The following is a 17,548-nucleotide window of genomic DNA, read 5'->3' as shown; positions in this document are numbered from 1 at the left end:
TGTACAGCAAAGGCCTATGGGTTGGACCGTGGGGGGCGGCGCAAAGTTACGCTGGGCTTTCGTCCGCTTCCAGTAGACGAAGGGCGGTTTCGCCCACCTTGCGCACAGCGTCTTCGATCCGCGGCGTGGGCCGTGCGGCAAAGTTCATGCGCAGGCAGTGCCGGTACTTGCCCGACGCCGAGAAGATGCTGCCAACCGCAATCTGCACCCCCTGCTCCAGTAAAGCCCGGTTCAGGCGTAGCGTGTCGAAACTTTCCGGCAATTCGACCCACAGCATGAAGCCGCCCTGGGGCCGGCTGGCGCGGGTGCCTGCGGGGAAGTAGCGGGTGACCCAGTCGCTCATCTGGTCGCGGCCACGCTGGTACTGGCTGCGCATGCGTCTTACGTGGGGGTGGTAGTGCCCGGCCTCGATGAAGTCGGCGATGGCCAGCTGCGGCTGACAGGCCGTGCTGCCAGTGCTGATGTACTTCATGTGCAACACCCGCTCCAGGTAGCGCCCGGGTGCCACCCAGCCAACCCGCAGCCCCGGCGCCAGGGTCTTGGAGAAGGAACTGCACAGCAGCACGCGGCCGTCTTCGTCGAACGACTTGATGGTCCGCGGGCGAGGGTAGGTGTAGGCCAGATCGCCGTAGACATCGTCCTCGAGGATCGCCACGTCATAGCGCTGGGCGAGGTTCAGCAGGGCTTTCTTGCGCGCCTCCGGCATGATGTAGCCCAGGGGGTTGTTGCAGCTGGGAGTGAGCTGGATGAGCTTGATCGGCCATTGCTCCAGCGCCAGTTCCAGGGCCTCCAGGCTGATGCCCTGGAGCGGGTCGGTAGGGATCTCCAGGGCCTTCATGCCCAGGCCCTTGAGGGTCTGCATGGCGCCATGGAAGCTGGGCGATTCCACCGCAACGATATCGCCTGGCTCGCACACGGCGCGGATACTGGTAGACAGCGCCTCATGACATCCCGTGGTCACCACCAGGTCGGCCGAGCCCAGACGGCAGCCGGAATCCAGCATCAGCCGTGCGATCTGCTCGCGCAGGGCGAGGTTGCCGTGGATGTTGTCGTAGTACAGCCCTGGCATGTCCTGGCGCCGGCTGAGCTGGGCGAGGCTGCGCAGCAGGGGTTTCAAGGTCGGGCTGTCGATGTCGGGCATGCCGCGACCCAGCTGCATGACATTCTTCTGCGGTGTGCTGCGCACCAGTTCCAGCACCTGCTCCCACTGGGAGATATCCACCGGCCGCTGGGCCGGGCGGCTGACGGCGGGAAGGGCAGGAAGGCTGCGGTCTTCGGCGACAAAATAGCCGGACTTGGGCCGCGGCGAGACCAGGCCATTGTCCTCGAGCAGGCGATAGGCCTGCTGCACCGTGCTCAGGCTGACCCCATGTTCCAGGCTCAACGCACGCACCGAGGGCAGGCGCTGGCCGGGGCGGTACAGGCCTTGTTCTATACGGGCGCCGAGCAGTTCGGCGAGGTTGAGGTAGAGCGTCACGGCATACTCCTTCGTCAAGTGGGCATGCAGACCAGTACAGATCGGCTGAAAATACAGCATTCAGGGCCCGCTCAGCCAATTCTGTATGGAAATAATAAATTCGTATTGGATCTGTATGGCCTTGGGTGCCGACGTGCATGCTTCGCTTACAGTATCAACTGATCGGGAGAGGGCAGCGATGGACGGCATGAGCGATGTGCGCTTGCAACTGTTGGCCAAGGAACTGGACGCCGGGCAGCGGGACAAGGTCTATGGCGCACCGGCGGGCCTGGGCCGGTGGGGTTTGATGGTGCATCGCTGGCGCACCCGCAGGCACTTGTTGCAGCTCGACGATGCCCAGCTTTGGGATATCGGGCTCAGTCGGGCGCAGGCGCGGGAGGAAGGACGCAAACCCTTCTGGAAACGTTGAACACGGTCTCCTGTAGGAGCGGGGCAAGCCCGCTCCTACAAAGGGGTGTCAGGCCAGCTCTTTCAGTCGATGCCAGAGCATCCCCAGGGCCAACAGCGGCGAGCGCAGCAGCTTGCCGCCGGGGAAGGTGATATGCGGCACCTTGGCGAACAGGTCGAAGCGCCCGCTGTGCTGGCCGCTGATGGCCTCGCCCAGCAGGCGCGCGGCCAGGTGGGTGGCGTTCACGCCATGGCCGGAATAGGCCTGGGCGTAATAGACGTTCGGCTGGCTGGCCAGGCGGCCGATCTGGGGCAGGCGGTTGGCACCGATGCCGATCATGCCGCCCCATTGGTAGTCGATACGCACGTCGGTCAGCTGAGGGAATACTTTGAGCATCTTGGGCCGCATATAGGCGGCGATGTCCTGCGGATCGCGGCCGGAATAATGGCAGGCGCCGCCGAACAACAGGCGGTGGTCAGCAGAGAGCCGGTAATAGTCCAGGGCCACGCGCTGGTCGCACACGGCCATGTTCTGCGGCAGCAACTGGCGGGCACGCTCCTCGCCCAACGGCTCGGTGGCAATGATGTAGCTGCCGGCGGGCAGCACCTTGCCCCCGAGTTCGCGGTTCAGGTCGTTGTGGTAGGCGTTGCAGCACAGCACCAAGGTCTTGGCACGTACGCGGCCCTGGGCGGTATGCACGGTCACTTCGGGGCCGTAGTCGATGCGAACGACTTCCGATTGTTCGTACAGGCCCACGCCCAGGCGGCTGGCCACGGCGGCTTCGCCGAGTGCGAGGTTCAGCGGGTGCAGGTGCCCCGAGCCCATGTCGATCAGGCCGCCGACATAGCGGTCGGAGCCGACCACGCTGTGGATATCGTCCTTCTGCACCAGGCGTAGTTCATGGCGATAGCCCAGGCTGCGCAGTTCTTCGGCGTCTTCGGCAAAGCCTTGCAGTTCGCCCGGCTTGTTGGCCAGGTCGCAGTAACCCCAGGTCAGGTCGCAGGCGATGGCATGGCGCTCGATGCGCTCGCGGACGATGTCCACAGCCTCCAGGCCCATGAGCTTCATGCTGCGCACGCCGTCCTCGCCGATGACCGGCAGGAACTGCTCCAGCCCATGGCCGACCCCGCGGATCAACTGCCCACCGTTACGCCCGCTGGCGCCCCAGCCAATCTTGCGTGCCTCCAGCAGGATCACCGAAAGCCCGCGCTCGGCCAGCTCGATGGCGGTATTGAGGCCGGAATAACCGCCACCGACGATGCAGACGTCGGCGCGATGGTCACCTTGCAGGAAGGCGTGGTCAGGGTGGGGCGCGCTGCTGGCGGCATAGTAGGAGGCGGCGTGCTGCGCGCTGTGGATCATCGGGCTGGGTCCTGGGGCAGGTGGGCTAGGCGAGGAGGATAAGCCGGGGCTCTGGGGTGGGCAACCCAGGTTGACGCGGTCAACTGTAGGAGCGGCGCTATATAATCTCGTCAATTTCCCAGCTTTGTACCCGACCATGTCCTGCAACAGCCACAAGATCCATTTCCTGCGCGAACTGATCCCATCCTTCGAATGCGAACCTGGCTGCCATGACTGCTGCGGCCCGGTCACCACTTCGGCCGAAGAGATGGCCCGCCTGCCGCGTAAACCCCGCGCCGAGCAGGATGCTGCGCTGGAGCGCCTGGACTGTGTGCACCTGGGCCCCAACGGCTGCACGGTCTACGAAGAGCGCCCGATGATCTGCCGCCTGTTCGGCACCACGCCACGCCTGGCCTGCCCGCGGGGGCGGGGGCCCGAACAGATGATCGAACCCGAGGCCGAGCAACTGGTGCATCAGTTCATCGCCAGCACCCGCCAGGTGCTGGTCTGAACCTTATTCCGGAATCGGCAGGCAGAGGCTTTCCTTCACCTCTTCCATGACGATGTAGCTCTTGGACTCGCGCACATGCGGCAGCTTGAGCAGGATGTCGCCAAGCAGTTTGCGATAGGAGGCCATTTCCGAGATACGCGCCTTCACCAGGTAGTCGAAGTCGCCGGAGACCAGGTGGCACTCCAGCACGTGGGGCAGTTTGAGCACCGCGCGGCGGAACTCCTCGAAGGTGTCGCCGGACTTGTAGTCCAGGCTGATCTCGACGAACACCAGCAGGCTGCCCTTTAGGTGTTGCGGATTGAGCCGGGCGTTGTAGCCCATGATGATTCCCTCGCGCTCCAGACGGCGAACCCGCTCGGTGCAAGGCGTGGTGGAAAGGCCGACCTTTTCGCCCAGTTCGGTGAACGAGATGCGCCCGTCGTTCTGCAGGATGCGCAGGATATTGCGGTCGATCTTGTCCAGTTCGCGTTTGCTCTGGTGCTGGGTTCTCATAGGGGATGCCCCTCCGTGAAAGGCGATTTTGCCGAGAATTCTCGCCAAATATAGGCTTTTATATAGTGAAATGCACTGGCTGTTCCTCCATATACTGCGCCCATCCAGCCATTTCAACAAAAGTCTGCGGTTGACCGCGTGCGAGGGATAAACAATGCGAGTTCTGGTACTTGGTAGCGGTGTGATCGGAACCGCCAGTGCCTACTATCTGGCCCGGCAAGGTTTCGAAGTGACGGTGGTCGACCGCCAACCAGCGGTGGCCATGGAAACCAGCTTCGCCAACGCCGGCCAGATCTCGCCCGGCTATGCCTCGCCCTGGGCCGCCCCTGGCGTGCCGCTGAAGGCCATCAAGTGGCTGCTCGAGCGCCACGCCCCCCTTGCTATCAAGCTTACCGGCGATGTCGACCAGTACCTGTGGATGGCGCAGATGCTGCGCAACTGCACGGCCAACCGCTACGCGGTGAACAAGGAGCGCATGGTGCGTTTGTCCGAGTACAGCCGCGACTGCCTCGACGAACTGCGCGCCGAAACCGGTATCGCCTACGAAAACCGCTCCCTGGGCACCACCCAACTGTTCCGTACCCAGGCGCAGGTGGATGCCGCCGCCAAGGATATCGCCGTGCTCGAACAGTCCGGCGTGCCCTACGAGCTGCTCGACCGCGATGGCATCGCCCGCGTCGAACCTGCCCTGGCCGGGGTGAAGAACATCCTGGCCGGTGCCCTGCGCCTGCCCAACGACCAGACCGGCGACTGCCAGCTGTTCACCACCAAACTGGCCGAAATGGCGGTCAAGCTGGGCGTGGAGTTCCGCTTCGACCAGAACATCCAGCGCCTGGACTTCGCTGGTGACCGCATCAACGGTGTATGGATCGACGGCAAGCTGGAAACCGCCGACCGCTACGTGCTGGCCCTGGGCAGCTACTCGCCGCAGATGCTCAAGCCGCTGGGTATCAAGGCGCCGGTTTACCCGCTCAAGGGATACTCGTTGACCGTGCCGATCACCAATGCCGACATGGCGCCGACCTCGACCATTCTGGATGAAACCTACAAGGTCGCCATCACCCGGTTCGACAACCGAATCCGCGTGGGCGGCATGGCCGAGATCGCCGGCTTCGACCTTTCGCTGAACCCGCGCCGGCGCGAAACGCTGGAGATGATCGTCAATGACCTCTATCCTCGCGGCGGCGACCTGAGCCAGGCCAGTTTCTGGACCGGTCTGCGCCCGGCCACCCCAGACGGCACCCCGATCGTGGGCGCCACCCCGTACCGCAACCTGTTCCTGAACACCGGTCACGGTACCTTGGGCTGGACCATGGCCTGTGGCTCCGGTCGCCTGCTGGCCGATCTGATCGCGCGCAAGAAGCCGCAGATCAGTGCCGAAGGCCTCGACATTTCCCGTTACGGCAACAACCGGGAAGTGGCCAAGCACGGCCAGGCTGAGCCTGTGCATCAGTAATTGGCCTGCTTCACCGGCCCTGTCACCGGCAAGCCGCTCCCACGCCAACCCTGTGTGGGAGCCGGTTTGCCGGTGACAAGGAAAAACCGATTTCAACCTGAACCACCATAAGGCTGCCGCCATGCGTCCCGCCCGTGCCCTCATCGACCTCCAAGCCCTTCGCCACAACTATCGCCTGGCCCGTGAACTGTCCGGTGCCAAGGCCCTGGCCGTGATCAAGGCCGATGCCTATGGGCATGGCGCAGTGCGTTGTGCCCTGGCCCTGGAAACCGAAGCCGATGGCTTTGCGGTGGCCTGCATCGAGGAAGCGCTCGAGCTGCGTGCCGCCGGGATCAAGGCGCCGGTGCTGCTGCTAGAAGGTTTCTTCGAAGCCAGCGAGCTGGCGCTGATCGCCGAGCACGACCTGTGGTGCGTGGTGCAGTCGCTGTGGCAGTTGGAGGCGATCGAGCAGACAACCGTCCACAAGCCATTGACTGTCTGGCTGAAGATGGACACCGGCATGCATCGTGTCGGCCTGCACCCGAAGGACTACCAGGAGGCCTACCAGCGCCTGCTGGCCAGCGGCAAGGTCGCACGCATCGTGCTCATGAGCCACTTCGCCCGGGCCGATGAACTGGACGCGGACGCCACGTCGCAGCAGGTGGCGGTGTTCGAAGCCGCCCGTCAGGGCCTGGCCGCCGAATGCAGCCTGCGCAATTCGCCCGCGGTCCTGGGCTGGCCCCAGGTACCGAGCGACTGGGTACGCCCGGGCATCATGCTCTACGGTGCCACGCCCTTCGAAGTCTCCCAGCCCCAGGCCGAGCGCCTGCAACCGGTGATGACCCTGCAATCGCGCGTCATCGGCGTGCGTGAACTGCCGGCCGGCGAGCCGGTGGGCTACGGCGCCAAGTTCATCACCCCACGACCGACCCGGGTCGGCGTGGTCGCCATGGGCTATGCCGATGGCTACCCACGCCAGGCGCCCACCGGCACCCCGGTGATGGTCGCCGGCAAGCGCAGCCAACTGGTCGGGCGGGTGTCCATGGACATGCTCTGCATCGACCTGACCGACGTGCCCGAGGCGACCCTCGGCAGCCCGGTGGAGCTGTGGGGCAAGCAGGTGCTGGCCAGCGAGGTGGCTGCCCAGGCGGGCATGATCCCGTATCAGATCTTCTGCAACCTCAAGCGCGTACCGCTGGACTATATCGGCGAATAAGCGGCCGAAGCGGACAGGCTGCGGGGTAAAGTGTTGTAAATACTGAACGGCATCGCCATCATATCGTTCACACTTTGCTCCCACCTCGACCGTTTCAGGAGGCTCCAGCTTTGGACGTCGGTGAACGACTGCAAGCCATCCGCAAGCTCAAGGGCCTGTCCCAGCGTGAACTCGCCAAGCGCGCGGGCGTTACCAACAGCACCATCTCGATGATCGAGAAGAACAGCGTGAGCCCGTCGATCAGCTCCCTGCGCAAGGTGCTCAGTGGCATTCCCATGTCGATGGTGGAATTCTTTTCTGTCGAGCTCGCCCCCGAAAGCCCCACCCAGATCGTCTACAAGGCCCACGAGCTGATCGACATCTCCGACGGTGCGGTGACCATGAAGCTGGTGGGCAAGTCGCACCCCAACCGGGCCATCGCCTTCCTCAATGAGGTGTACCCGCCTGGCGCCGACACCGGTGAGGAAATGCTCACCCATGACGGCGAGGAAACCGGCATCCTGCTGGAAGGGCGCCTGGAGCTGGTGGTCGGTACCGAGACCTTCGTCCTCGAAGCAGGCGACAGCTATTACTTCGAAAGCACCCGGCCGCACCGTTTTCGCAACCCCTTCGACGAGCCTGCCCGGCTGATCAGCGCAGCGACACCATCGAACTTTTGATCCAGCGCAGTGCATTGTTGCGGCAATATCCCTTTCCCTTGTGGGGTCGTTTCACGGGCCCTGGGTTCCCGCTATACTTTCAAACGCTCGCAGATCCGTGGCCGCGGGCGTGATTAGCCACCATGAGGGTGTTCGCGTGAACCAAATCAAGAAGATGCTGGCCGTACCAGCAGCCGTATTCGCCCTTTGGGCAATGAGCGCAACCGCTGCGACCAACGACGACCTTGCCAAGCGCCTCGAGCCGGTCGGCCAGGTGTGCGTCCAGGGCCAGGAATGCAAAGGCATGGCCGTGGCTGCCACTGCAGGGGGCGGCGGCGCCAAGACACCGGACGAGATCATCGCCAAGCACTGCAACGCCTGCCATGGCAGCGGCCTGCTCGGCGCACCGAAGATCGGCGACACCGCCGCCTGGAAGGAACGCGCGGACCACCAAGGCGGCCTCGACGGCATCCTGGCCAAGGCCATCACCGGCATCAACGCCATGCCGCCGAAAGGCACCTGCGCCGACTGCTCCGATGAAGAGCTCAAGGGCGCCATCAAGAAAATGTCGGGGCTTTGAGCCGAGCCTGATATTCGCAAGCCCGCCTTTCATGGCGGGCTTTGTATTCTAGGGCTCGCCGGCCCAATCGCGGGACAAGCCCGCTCCCACAGGTTCAATGCTACCCTCCAGAGCGGCGCGAAACCTGTGGGAGCGGGCTTGTCCCGCGATGGGCCGGCATGTTCAGCAACCTGTCCAAAGCCCATGTCCAATCCCTGTATGCACGGATGTTCACAGGAGGCTCAGATGACGCAATGCGTTTCCATCGACCAGGCGGTAGAACAGGTCCTCGCCCGCCTGCCAGCCCATATCCACATGGGCCTGCCGCTGGGCCTGGGCAAGCCCAATGCCTTCGTCAACGCGCTCTACGCCCGGATACGCGAATGCCCCGAGCGCCAGCTGACGATCTATACCGCTCTCAGCCTCGGCCGACCGCCGCTGGGCGATGGGTTGCAGCGGCGCTTCCTGGAGCCGTTCATCGAGCGGGTCTTCGCCGACTACGAAGAGCTCGACTACCTCGCCGACCTGCGCAACGACACCCTGCCTGCGAACATCCGCATCGAGCAGTTCTTCCTGCAGCCGGGCAGCCTGCTGCACAGCGAAGCGGCGCAGCAGGATTACGTCAGCAGCAACTACAGCCATGCGGCGCGCGACATCAACGCCAAGGGTTTGAACCTGGTCGCCCAATTGGTGGCCACCACGCCCGAGCGCCCCGGCCAGCTCAGCCTGGCCTGCAACCCGGACATCACCCTTGACTTGCTGCCGATGCTGGCCCGCCGCCGTGCGGCGGGCGAAACCATCCTGCTGCTCGGCCAGGCGCACACCGAGCTACCTTACATGCCTGGCGATGCCGAGCTTGGCGAGGACGACTTCGACCTGTTGATCGAGGCGCCCGAGCGGCGGCGGTTGTTCTCCACGCCGAACATGCCGGTATCGACCCAGGACCACTGCATCGGCCTGCATGCCAGTGCCCTGGTACGCGATGGCGGCACCCTGCAGATCGGCATCGGCGCCATGGGCGATGCGGTGGCTGCCGCGCTGCTGGCCCGCCAGGGGGACAACGCCGGTTATCGTGCAGTGCTCCAGGCGTTGGACGTCACCTCTTGGCAGGCTCTGATAGACCGTGAGGGAGGCCTGGATGCCTTCGCCGAGGGGCTCTACGGTTGCAGCGAAATGTTCGTCAATGGCCTGCTGGCGCTGGTCGAGGCAGGGGTGATCCGGCGCCCGGCCGATGAGCGCGGGGTCCTGGTGCACGGCGGGTTCTTCCTGGGCCCGCAGGCGTTCTACCAGCGCTTGCGGGAAATGTCCCTCGAGCAACGTAGGCGCTTCGCCATGACCGGCATCGGCTTCATCAACGAGCTGTATGGCCAGGAAGCGCTCAAGCGCCGTCAGCGCCGCGATGCCCGCTTCGTCAACACGGTGTTCGGCATGACCTTGCTGGGGGCTGGCGTGGCCGATCAGCTCGAGGACGGTCGGGTGCTCAGCGGCGTAGGCGGGCAATACAACTTCGTCGCCCAGGCCCATGCCTTGGAAGGCGGGCGCTCGATCCTGCTGCTGCGCAGCTGGCGCGAGACAGGGGGCGAGGTCACTTCCAATCTATTCTGGAGCTACGGCCATTGCACCATCCCTCGGCATCTGCGCGACATCGTGGTGACCGAGTACGGCATCGCCGACCTGCGCGGGCAGACCGACAGCGAGGTGATCGCCAGGTTGCTGGCGATCAGCGACTCACGCTTCCAGCCGCAATTGATGGAGCAGGCCAAGGCAGCGGGCAAGCTGCCGAAAAACTTCCAGCTGGATGCGCGCTTCACCGACAACACGCCCGAGCGCCTGGAGAAGATCCGCGAGCAACATGGGCGGTTGTTCCCGGAGTATCCACTGGGGTGCGACTTCACGGCCGAAGAGCGGGATTTGCTACGAGCGCTGAACTGGCTCAAGAGCAAGTTCAAGCTGAGCGAAGTGCTGGAGCTGGGCAAGGCCGCGTTGGACGCGCCCGCACCGGAAGCCTACGCGGCGCAGCTGGCGCGCATGGGGTTGGAGCAGCCGCAGGGGCTCAAGGAAGAGTTGTACCAGCGGCTGTTGCTGGCAGGGTTGGCGGCAACCTGATGAATGGCCGGGGCTGCTGTGCAGCCCTTTCGCGGCACAAGGCCGCTCCTACAGGAAACGCGATCTTCTGTAGGAGCGACCTTGTGCCGCGAAAGGGCCGCATAGCGGCCCCTAGGGTCATCACTCGATGAACGTGACCACGCCACCTTCCAGCGACTTCACCCGGGCCAGCGACTCGACGCGATAGCCCTGGCGATCCAGTTCGGCACGGCCGCCCTGGAACGATTTCTCGATCACGATGCCCAGGCCAGCAACGGTGGCGCCGGCTTGCTTGATGATCGAGATCAGCGCCTGGGAGGCTTTGCCATTGGCCAGGAAGTCGTCGATCACCAGCACGCGGTCGCTGCTGTTGAGATGGCGTGGCGAAATGGCCACGGTGTTCTCGGTCTGTTTGGTGAAGGAGTACACCGAGGCGGTCAGCAGGTTCTCGGTCAGGGTCAGCGACTGGTGCTTGCGGGCGAAGATCACCGGCACGCCCAGTTTCAGGCCGGTCATCACCGCCGGGGCGATACCGGACGCTTCGATGGTGACGATCTTGGTCACGCCCGAATCGGCGAACAGGCGGGCGAACTCGTCACCGATCAGCTGCATCAGCGCCGGGTCGATCTGATGGTTGAGAAACGCGTCGACTTTGAGAACCTGGTCGGAAAGCACGATGCCTTCTTCGCGAATCTTCTGCTGCAGTGCTTCCACTGTGGTATTCCTCGATGTAGCAAAGGTGGCCGCAGCCAGGGCCGCGACAAAGGTTTAAAGAGTAAGGGTTGGTCAGCGTTTGAGCATTGCCCGGATGTCGGCCAGTGCGTTGTTGCCGCGAGCGGCCTTCACCTCGACTGGCGCATCGTCCAGGCCTTCCCAGGCCAGGTCGTCCGGCGGCAGTTCGTCGAGGAACCGGCTGGGCGTGCAGTCGATGATTTCGCCGTACTGCTTGCGCTTGGCGGCGAAGGTGAACGCCAGGGTCTGGCGCGCGCGGGTAATGCCCACGTAGGCCAGGCGCCGCTCTTCCTCGATGGTGTCGGCCTCGATGCTGGAGCGGTGCGGGAGGATTTCCTCCTCCATGCCCATGATGAACACGTAAGGGAACTCCAGGCCCTTGGAGGCATGCAGGGTCATCAACTGCACACCTTCGGCGTTTTCTTCCTCTTCCTGCTGGCGCTCGAGCATGTCGCGCAGCACCAGCTTGCCGATGGCGTCCTCGATGGTCATGTCACCCTCTTCGTCCTTCTCGAGGGTGTTCTTCAGGGCATCGATCAGGAACCAGACGTTGCTGATACGAAACTCTGCGGCTTTGTCGCTGGCGGTGTTCTGGCGGATCCAGTTCTCGTAGTCGATGTCGCGGACCATGTCGTGCAGGGCGGCGATCGGGTCTTCCAGGGCCACGCGCTGGCGCACCCCGTCGAGCCAATGCTTGAAGCGCTGCAGGCGCTCGGTATAGCGGGCATCGAGGTGCTCGCCCAGGCCCAGCTCATCGCTGGCGGCATACATCGACACGCCACGCTCGGTGGCATAGTTGCCGAGCTTTTCCAGGGTCGTGGAGCCGATCTCCCGGCGCGGCACGTTGATCACCCGCAGGTACGCGTTGTCGTCGTCCGGGTTGACCAGCAGGCGCAGGTAGGCCATGAGGTCTTTGACTTCCTGGCGACCGAAGAAGCTGTTGCCGCCGGAGAGGCGGTAGGGCACCTGGTGGTGCTGGAGCTTGAGCTCGATCAGCTTGGCCTGGTAGTTGCCTCGGTAGAGGATCGCGAAGTCGCTGTAGGGCCGGTCGGTGCGCAGGTGCAGGGTGAGGATCTCCATGGCCACACGCTCGGCCTCGGCTTCCTCGTTCTTGCAGCGGATCACGCGGATCTCGTCACCAACGCCCATTTCGCTCCACAACTGCTTTTCGAAGGCGTGGGGGTTGTTGGCGATCAGTACGTTGGCGCAGCGCAGGATGCGGCTGGTGGAGCGGTAGTTCTGCTCCAGCATCACCACCTTCAGGGAGGGGTAGTCCTCCTTGAGCAGCATGAGGTTTTCCGGGCGGGCGCCGCGCCAGGCATAGATCGACTGGTCGTCGTCGCCCACCACGGTGAACTGGTTGCGCATGCCGATCAGCATCTTCACCAGCAGGTACTGGCTGGCGTTGGTGTCCTGGTACTCGTCCACCAGCAGGTAGCGCACGCGGTTCTGCCAGCGCTCCAGGACATCCTTGTGTTCCTCGAACAGCTTCACCGGCAGCAGGATGAGGTCGTCGAAGTCCACCGCGTTGTACGCCTTGAGCGTACGCTGGTAATGGGTGTAGACGATGGCGGCGGTCTGCTCGCGTGGGTTGCGCGCCTTTTCCAGGGCCTCGGCCGGCAGGATCAGGTCGTTCTTCCAGGCACCGATCATGTTCTTGATCTCGTCGATGCCGTCGTCGCCGGAGTATTCCTTCTGCATGATGTCCGACAGCAATGCCTTGATGTCGGTCTCGTCGAAGATCGAGAAGCCAGGCTTGTAGCCCAGGCGTTCGTGCTCCTTGCGGATGATGTTCAGGCCCAGGTTGTGGAAGGTGCACACGGTCAGGCCGCGGCCTTCGCCGGGGCGCAGCAGGGTGCCGACCCGCTCCTTCATCTCGCGCGCCGCCTTGTTGGTGAAGGTCATGGCCACGATGTACTGGGCACGGATGCCACAGTTCTGGATGAGGTGGGCGATCTTGCGTGTGATCACGCTGGTCTTGCCGGAGCCTGCACCGGCGAGCACCAATAGAGGGCCGCCGACGTAGTCACAGGCTTCCTGTTGCCGGGGATTGAGTCGGGACATGCTAGAAACCGGGGGTCACCAGAAAATAGCCGCGCATTCTAGCAGGCATGGGGCGGTTGTGGCGCGACCGTCTGACAGTGTGACGCAGTGCATGAATCAGATTTGCCGCTTTCGTCGGTTTCGCGCAGGATGCACGACATAATGCGTCGGGGTGCTGGCCAAGGAATGGCACCTGGAGTAAAAATCATTTTCACTCATGAGGTGGGGATGCCTGCGCTCGCCGTTCTACCGTCCAAGCCTGAGGAGCCCGCTTGTCCACGCCTGTCGAACCGTTGCGTTTGCTGCTGTTGGCCGATGAGCCGGAATGGGCCGCCCTGCTGCGCGAGTGCTTGCAGCCGTTGGCGGGCAGCGCGGTATTGCTGACCGCACCGAACTGGGAGTCGGTCGACAGCCTGTTCGCCCATGATCGCCAGGCTGTAGTGCTGGCCACCCCAGCCCTGCAGCCGGCACCAGGCCGCTGCGACCTGCCGACCATCCTGCTGCTCGACCACGAGCCCGAGACGCCGCCGGCAGCGGTCAGCGACTGGCTGGTGCGCGGGCAATTGAACAGCGATGCCCTGCGCCGCTCCCTGCGGCATGTTCGCGAACGAGGTGTGCTGGTGGCTACGCTGCAGCGCCTGGCCGAGCAGGACCCGTTGACCGGCATCGCCAATCGCCAGGGCTTCCAGGCCCTGTTGACCGCGCGCCTGGCGCAGAACGAAGGCCGTGGTGTCGCCCTCGGCCACCTGGATCTGGACAACTTCCGCCACGTCAACGATGCCCTTGGCCACCAGGGCGGCGACCGGCTGATCCTGCAGGTGGTTGCACGCCTGAAACAGCAATTGGAGGCTGGCGACCAGCTGGCCCGCCTGGGCAGCGACGAGTTCGCCTTGCTGATCGACACTCGGCGCGATGCCAACCGCGCCGAATGGGTGGCCGAACGCATCGTCGAGGCCTTGGCCGAGCCCTATTGGATCGACGGCGAAAGCCTGCTGCTCGGTTGCAGCCTGGGCCTGGCCCACGCCCGCGCCCAGGCCGGCGCCGACCCGCTGATGTGGCATGCCCATATCGCCATGCGCCAGGCCAAGGGCAGCCAGGGGTGTACCTTTCATGTATTCAACGAACGGATCAACCGCAACGCACGCAGCCTGGCCGACCTGGAAGGCGAGCTGCGCCGAGCGCTGCGCCGCGACGAACTGGAGCTGCATTACCAGCCGCGGCTGAGCCTTGCCGACGGGCGGATCGTCGGGCTCGAGGCCCTGGTACGCTGGCGCCACGCCGAGCGCGGGCTGTTGCCACCGAGCGAGTTCGTGCCCCTGGCCGAACAGAGCGGCTTGATCGTACCGCTGGGCTACTGGGTGATTTCCCGCGCCCTGCGCGATATGCAGGCCCTGAGCGAAGACGGCCTGGCGCCGCTGCACATGGCGGTGAACCTGAGTTTCCGCCAGTTCCAGGACAGCCAGCTGCTGGCCACCTTGAGCCGCCTGATCATCGAGCATGGCGTCGACGCACGTTGGCTGGAATTCGAACTCACCGAAACCGCGGTGATGCGCCGCAACGAGTTGGTACAGCAGACCATGGACGCCCTGGGGCGCCTGGGGGTGCGCTTCTCGCTGGACGACTTCGGCACGGGCTTTTCATCGTTCGTGCACCTGAACAGCCTGCCGATCACCTTGCTCAAGGTCGATCGGAGCTTCGTCGCCGGTATGGAGCTGCGCGAGGAGAACCGCAAGCTGGTACATGCCATGATCAACCTGGCGCATAACCTCAACCTGGAGGTGGTCGCCGAAGGGGTGGAAACGCAGGAACAGTTGGCGTTGCTGCAAGGGTTTGGCTGTGATCAGGTGCAGGGCTTCCTGGTCAGCAAACCGTTGCCGGTGGACGAGCTGGTGAACTACCTGCAGCGGGCAACGGGGCCGCAGGCCTGTAACGTTCGCGGCTAAACCCGCTTCCACGAGGCTATCGAGAACCTGTGGGAGCGGGCTCGTCCCGCGATCTGCTCAGGCGGAGGCCACAGCCCCCTCACGCCGTTGCGCCTTGCCCAGCAACCGCCGGGTCCGCCATTCGAAGCCGATGGTCAGTGCCACTGCCGCGCAGGCCAGGCCCAATGCCAAGCCCCACCACACACCCACCGCACCGCCACCGAGGGTGAAGGTGAACAGCCAGGCGCTGGGCGCGCCCACCAGCCAGTAGCAGCACAGGCCGATGAGGAAGGTGGTCTTGGCGTCCTTCAGGCCACGGATCGAGCCCATGGCGATGGTTTGCATGCCATCGAACAGTTCGAACCAGGCCGCCACCATCAACAGGCTCACGGCCAGCTGGAAGATCGCCGCGAAGGCTGGGTCGTTCCGGTCGATGAACAACGCCACCAGTGCCTCAGGCAGCAGCCAGAACAGCGCCGCGAAGGCGAACATGATCATTGCCCCAAAGCCGATTCCCACCCGCCCGGCACTTCGTGCTGCCAACAGGTTGCCTGCACCGTAGTACAAGCCCACACGCATGGTCACGGCATAGGAAAGCCCCGTCGGCACCATGAACGCCGTGGAGACGATCTGCAGGGCGATCTGGTGCGCCGCCAGCTCTGTGCTGCCCAGCACACCCATGCACAGGGCGGCGAAGGCGAACAGGCCGACCTCCACCATGTAGGTGCCGCCGATCGGCAGGCCCAGGCGCCACAGCTCGCGCAGCGCCGGCAGCGAAGGCCGCGACAGGCCCTTGCGCAGCGGGTAGTCGGCATAGGCCTTGTGCCAGCGGATATACAGCGCCAAGGCGATGGCCATGCCCATGGACACCACGGCGGTGACCAGGCCGATGCCCATCAGGCCCAGCTTGGGCAGGCCGAACATGCCTTCGATCAAGGCGTGGTTGAACAGGTAGTTGAGCACCGTACCCACCAGGCTGATCACCATCACCGGCGTCGAACGGCCCAGGGCGCTGGTGAAGCCGCGCAGGGCCATGAACGTCAGGTAGCCGGGCAGGGCCAGAGGCAGCAGGGTGAGGAACTCCATGGCCGAGGCGACGTTCTCCGGCTTCTGGCCGAACAGCAGCAGGGCCGGCTCCAGGTTCCACAGCACCAGCCCGGCCCCCAAGGCCAGGCCCCAGGCCAGCCACAGCCCGTTCTGCGCCAGCCGGGTCGCGCCGGGCACATCGCCTGCGCCCTGGCGAATGGCGACCAGTGTGCCGACTGCGGCAATCACACCCAGGCAGAAGATCGACACGAACGAATAGCTGGCCGCGCCCAGGCCGCCACCGGCCAGGGCCTGGGGGCTGATGCGGGCCATCATCAGGGTGTCGGTCAGCACCATCAGCATGTGCGCCAACTGCGAGGCGATCAGCGGGCCGGCCAGGCGCAGCAGAGCCTTGAGTTCGGTGGTGGGCGCGACGTGCATGGAGGTGTCCTTTTTCCGGGGCCTGTTGAGCGAGGCATCGATTCTGAGGCTTCGGTCAACTTTGCACAAAAGGATAAAAGCGATCGTTGGCATGAGTTGAACTCATGTATGTATGATCCATTGCATTCCATTGGTGTTCCCGCAGGGCAGGTGCGAAATGTCCCGTCAGCTTCCCCCGCTGTATGCGTTGCGCGCATTCGAAGCCGCTGCCCGGCTGAGCTCGTTCACCCGGGCCGGCGAGGAGCTGTCCATTACCCAGAGTGCGGTCAGCCGGCACATCCGCACCCTGGAGGAGCACTTCGCCTGCCGCCTGTTCGTACGCAACGGGCGCAGCCTGCAGCTCACCGAGGCGGCGCGGGTACTGCTGCCAGGTGTGCGCGATGGCTTCAGCGCGCTGGAGCGGGCCTGCGATACCTTGCGCGGCGAGGACGACATCCTGCGCATGAAGGCCCCTTCGACCCTGACCATGCGTTGGCTGTTGGCGCGCCTGAGCCAGTTCCGCCACCAGCAGCCGGGCAACGAAGTGCAACTGACCAGTGCCTGGATGGATGTGGACCACGTGGACTTCAACCAGGAGCCCTTCGATTGCGCGGTGCTGCTCAGCGACGGGGTGTTCCCGGCCGACTGGGAAGTGCGGCGGCTGTTCTCGGAGTTGTTGATCCCGGTGGGGGCGCCCGACCTGCTCAAGGACGGGCCCTGGGACGAACGGCGCCTGGCGGGTATCGAGTTGCTGCATCCCACGCCCGATAAGCGCGACTGGCGTGCCTGGCTGGCGCGCATGGGGCTTGCCGACAAGGTCTCGCTCAAAGGCGGGCAGGTGTTCGATACCTTGGAGTTGGGCATGATCGCGGCGGCACGTGGCTATGGCATTTCCATGGGCGACTTGCTGATGGTCGCCGAGGATGTCGCCCAGGGGCGGTTGAGCCTGCCGTGGCCGACGGCTGTGCCCAGTGGCATGGATTACTACCTGGTGTGGCCTCGGACGCGGCCGGGTGGGGAGCGTTTGCGGCGCTTGAGTCAGTTCTTGCAGGAGGAGGCGGCTGCGATGAACCTGCCGGATGTGCGCATTCTCGAGGCACCCGTGGCGGCTCCATTTACGCCGTAGCACCTGGGGGCTGCTTCGCAGCCCTTTCGCGGGCCCACCCCGCGCCGCACCCCCCCCCCGCGCCCGGGGTGGGCGCCGGCGGGGGGCGCGCCAAAGGGGCCAACCGCCCCAACCCGGGTACGTACACATGAATTACC

15 protein-coding genes are annotated in these 17,548 nt (G+C 64.5%); 9 read left to right on the top strand and 6 right to left on the bottom strand.

All coding sequences use genetic code 11. The features are described 5' to 3' along the window. Positions 1-46 precede the first annotated feature (46 nt). Complete coding sequence (locus ACNFCI_RS03900; RefSeq protein ID WP_172402958.1) at positions 47-1,477, bottom strand: PLP-dependent aminotransferase family protein; 1,431 nt, start codon at positions 1,475-1,477, stop codon at positions 47-49. Between the two features lie 178 nt (positions 1,478-1,655). On the opposite strand from ACNFCI_RS03900, the gene ACNFCI_RS03895 reads away from it, so the two are divergent. After that, a complete protein-coding gene (locus ACNFCI_RS03895) occupies positions 1,656-1,886 on the top strand; it encodes a DUF1127 domain-containing protein (protein ID WP_084855353.1) in 231 nt (76 codons plus the stop codon). A 48-nt stretch (positions 1,887-1,934) separates the two neighbouring features. Here the strand turns inward: ACNFCI_RS03895 and ACNFCI_RS03890 are convergent, their stop codons facing one another. Then, the gene (locus ACNFCI_RS03890) at positions 1,935-3,227 is read right to left on the bottom strand and encodes an NAD(P)/FAD-dependent oxidoreductase (RefSeq protein WP_368828745.1); all 1,293 of its coding nucleotides are present in this window, start codon (positions 3,225-3,227) and stop codon (positions 1,935-1,937) included. Between the two features lie 136 nt (positions 3,228-3,363). On the opposite strand from ACNFCI_RS03890, the gene ACNFCI_RS03885 reads away from it, so the two are divergent. Further along, entirely contained in the window at positions 3,364-3,717 is a 354-nt protein-coding gene (locus ACNFCI_RS03885) for a YkgJ family cysteine cluster protein (protein WP_084855422.1), read from the top strand. A 3-nt stretch (positions 3,718-3,720) separates the two neighbouring features. On the opposite strand, the gene ACNFCI_RS03880 is transcribed toward ACNFCI_RS03885, so the two are convergent. After that, entirely contained in the window at positions 3,721-4,209 is a 489-nt protein-coding gene (locus tag ACNFCI_RS03880) for an Lrp/AsnC ligand binding domain-containing protein (protein WP_084855355.1), read from the bottom strand. 154 nt (positions 4,210-4,363) lie between these two features. Between ACNFCI_RS03880 and dadA the strand changes: the two genes are divergently transcribed. The 5 genes from dadA (at position 4,364) to ACNFCI_RS03855 (ending at position 10,163) form a co-directional block, all read left to right on the top strand. Beyond that, a complete protein-coding gene (dadA, locus tag ACNFCI_RS03875) occupies positions 4,364-5,665 on the top strand; it encodes a D-amino acid dehydrogenase (RefSeq protein WP_084855356.1) in 1,302 nt (433 codons plus the stop codon). A 121-nt stretch (positions 5,666-5,786) separates the two neighbouring features. Continuing rightward, complete coding sequence (gene alr / locus ACNFCI_RS03870; protein ID WP_368828746.1) at positions 5,787-6,860, top strand: alanine racemase; 1,074 nt, start codon at positions 5,787-5,789, stop codon at positions 6,858-6,860. 110 nt (positions 6,861-6,970) lie between these two features. Continuing rightward, entirely contained in the window at positions 6,971-7,519 is a 549-nt protein-coding gene (locus ACNFCI_RS03865; RefSeq protein ID WP_084855358.1) for a cupin domain-containing protein, read from the top strand. Between the two features lie 154 nt (positions 7,520-7,673). After that, complete coding sequence (locus ACNFCI_RS03860; protein WP_084855423.1) at positions 7,674-8,078, top strand: c-type cytochrome; 405 nt, start codon at positions 7,674-7,676, stop codon at positions 8,076-8,078. Between the two features lie 225 nt (positions 8,079-8,303). Then, a complete protein-coding gene (locus ACNFCI_RS03855; protein WP_368828747.1) occupies positions 8,304-10,163 on the top strand; it encodes an acetyl-CoA hydrolase/transferase C-terminal domain-containing protein in 1,860 nt (619 codons plus the stop codon). 120 nt (positions 10,164-10,283) lie between these two features. Here ACNFCI_RS03855 and xpt read toward each other — a convergent pair whose 3' ends face one another. Both xpt and rep read right to left on the bottom strand, forming a co-directional pair. Then, positions 10,284-10,856, bottom strand: coding sequence for a xanthine phosphoribosyltransferase (gene xpt / locus ACNFCI_RS03850; RefSeq protein ID WP_084855360.1), 573 nt, complete (start codon positions 10,854-10,856; stop codon positions 10,284-10,286). A gap of 72 nt (positions 10,857-10,928) precedes the next feature. Beyond that, a complete protein-coding gene (rep, locus tag ACNFCI_RS03845; RefSeq protein WP_368828748.1) occupies positions 10,929-12,938 on the bottom strand; it encodes a DNA helicase Rep in 2,010 nt (669 codons plus the stop codon). Between the two features lie 251 nt (positions 12,939-13,189). On the opposite strand from rep, the gene ACNFCI_RS03840 reads away from it, so the two are divergent. After that, entirely contained in the window at positions 13,190-14,860 is a 1,671-nt protein-coding gene (locus tag ACNFCI_RS03840) for a putative bifunctional diguanylate cyclase/phosphodiesterase (RefSeq protein WP_368828749.1), read from the top strand. Between the two features lie 57 nt (positions 14,861-14,917). Here ACNFCI_RS03840 and ACNFCI_RS03835 read toward each other — a convergent pair whose 3' ends face one another. Continuing rightward, on the bottom strand, positions 14,918-16,306 hold the full coding sequence (locus ACNFCI_RS03835) for a NorM family multidrug efflux MATE transporter (RefSeq protein WP_084855363.1): 1,389 nt from the start codon (positions 16,304-16,306) through the stop codon (positions 14,918-14,920). Positions 16,307-16,463: 157 nt separating this feature from the next. Here ACNFCI_RS03835 and ACNFCI_RS03830 point away from each other — a divergent pair, with 157 nt between their 5' ends. Beyond that, the gene (locus tag ACNFCI_RS03830) at positions 16,464-17,411 is read left to right on the top strand and encodes a LysR substrate-binding domain-containing protein (protein WP_084855364.1); all 948 of its coding nucleotides are present in this window, start codon (positions 16,464-16,466) and stop codon (positions 17,409-17,411) included. Positions 17,412-17,548 lie beyond the last annotated feature (137 nt).

The sequence above is a fragment of the Pseudomonas sp. NY15356 genome (genome assembly GCF_048068175.1).
Classification (GTDB): Bacteria; Pseudomonadota; Gammaproteobacteria; order Pseudomonadales; family Pseudomonadaceae; genus Aquipseudomonas; species Aquipseudomonas putida_K.
The sequence above is the reverse complement of the archived record's forward strand: the minus strand, read 5'-3'. Positions and strand labels throughout refer to the sequence as shown.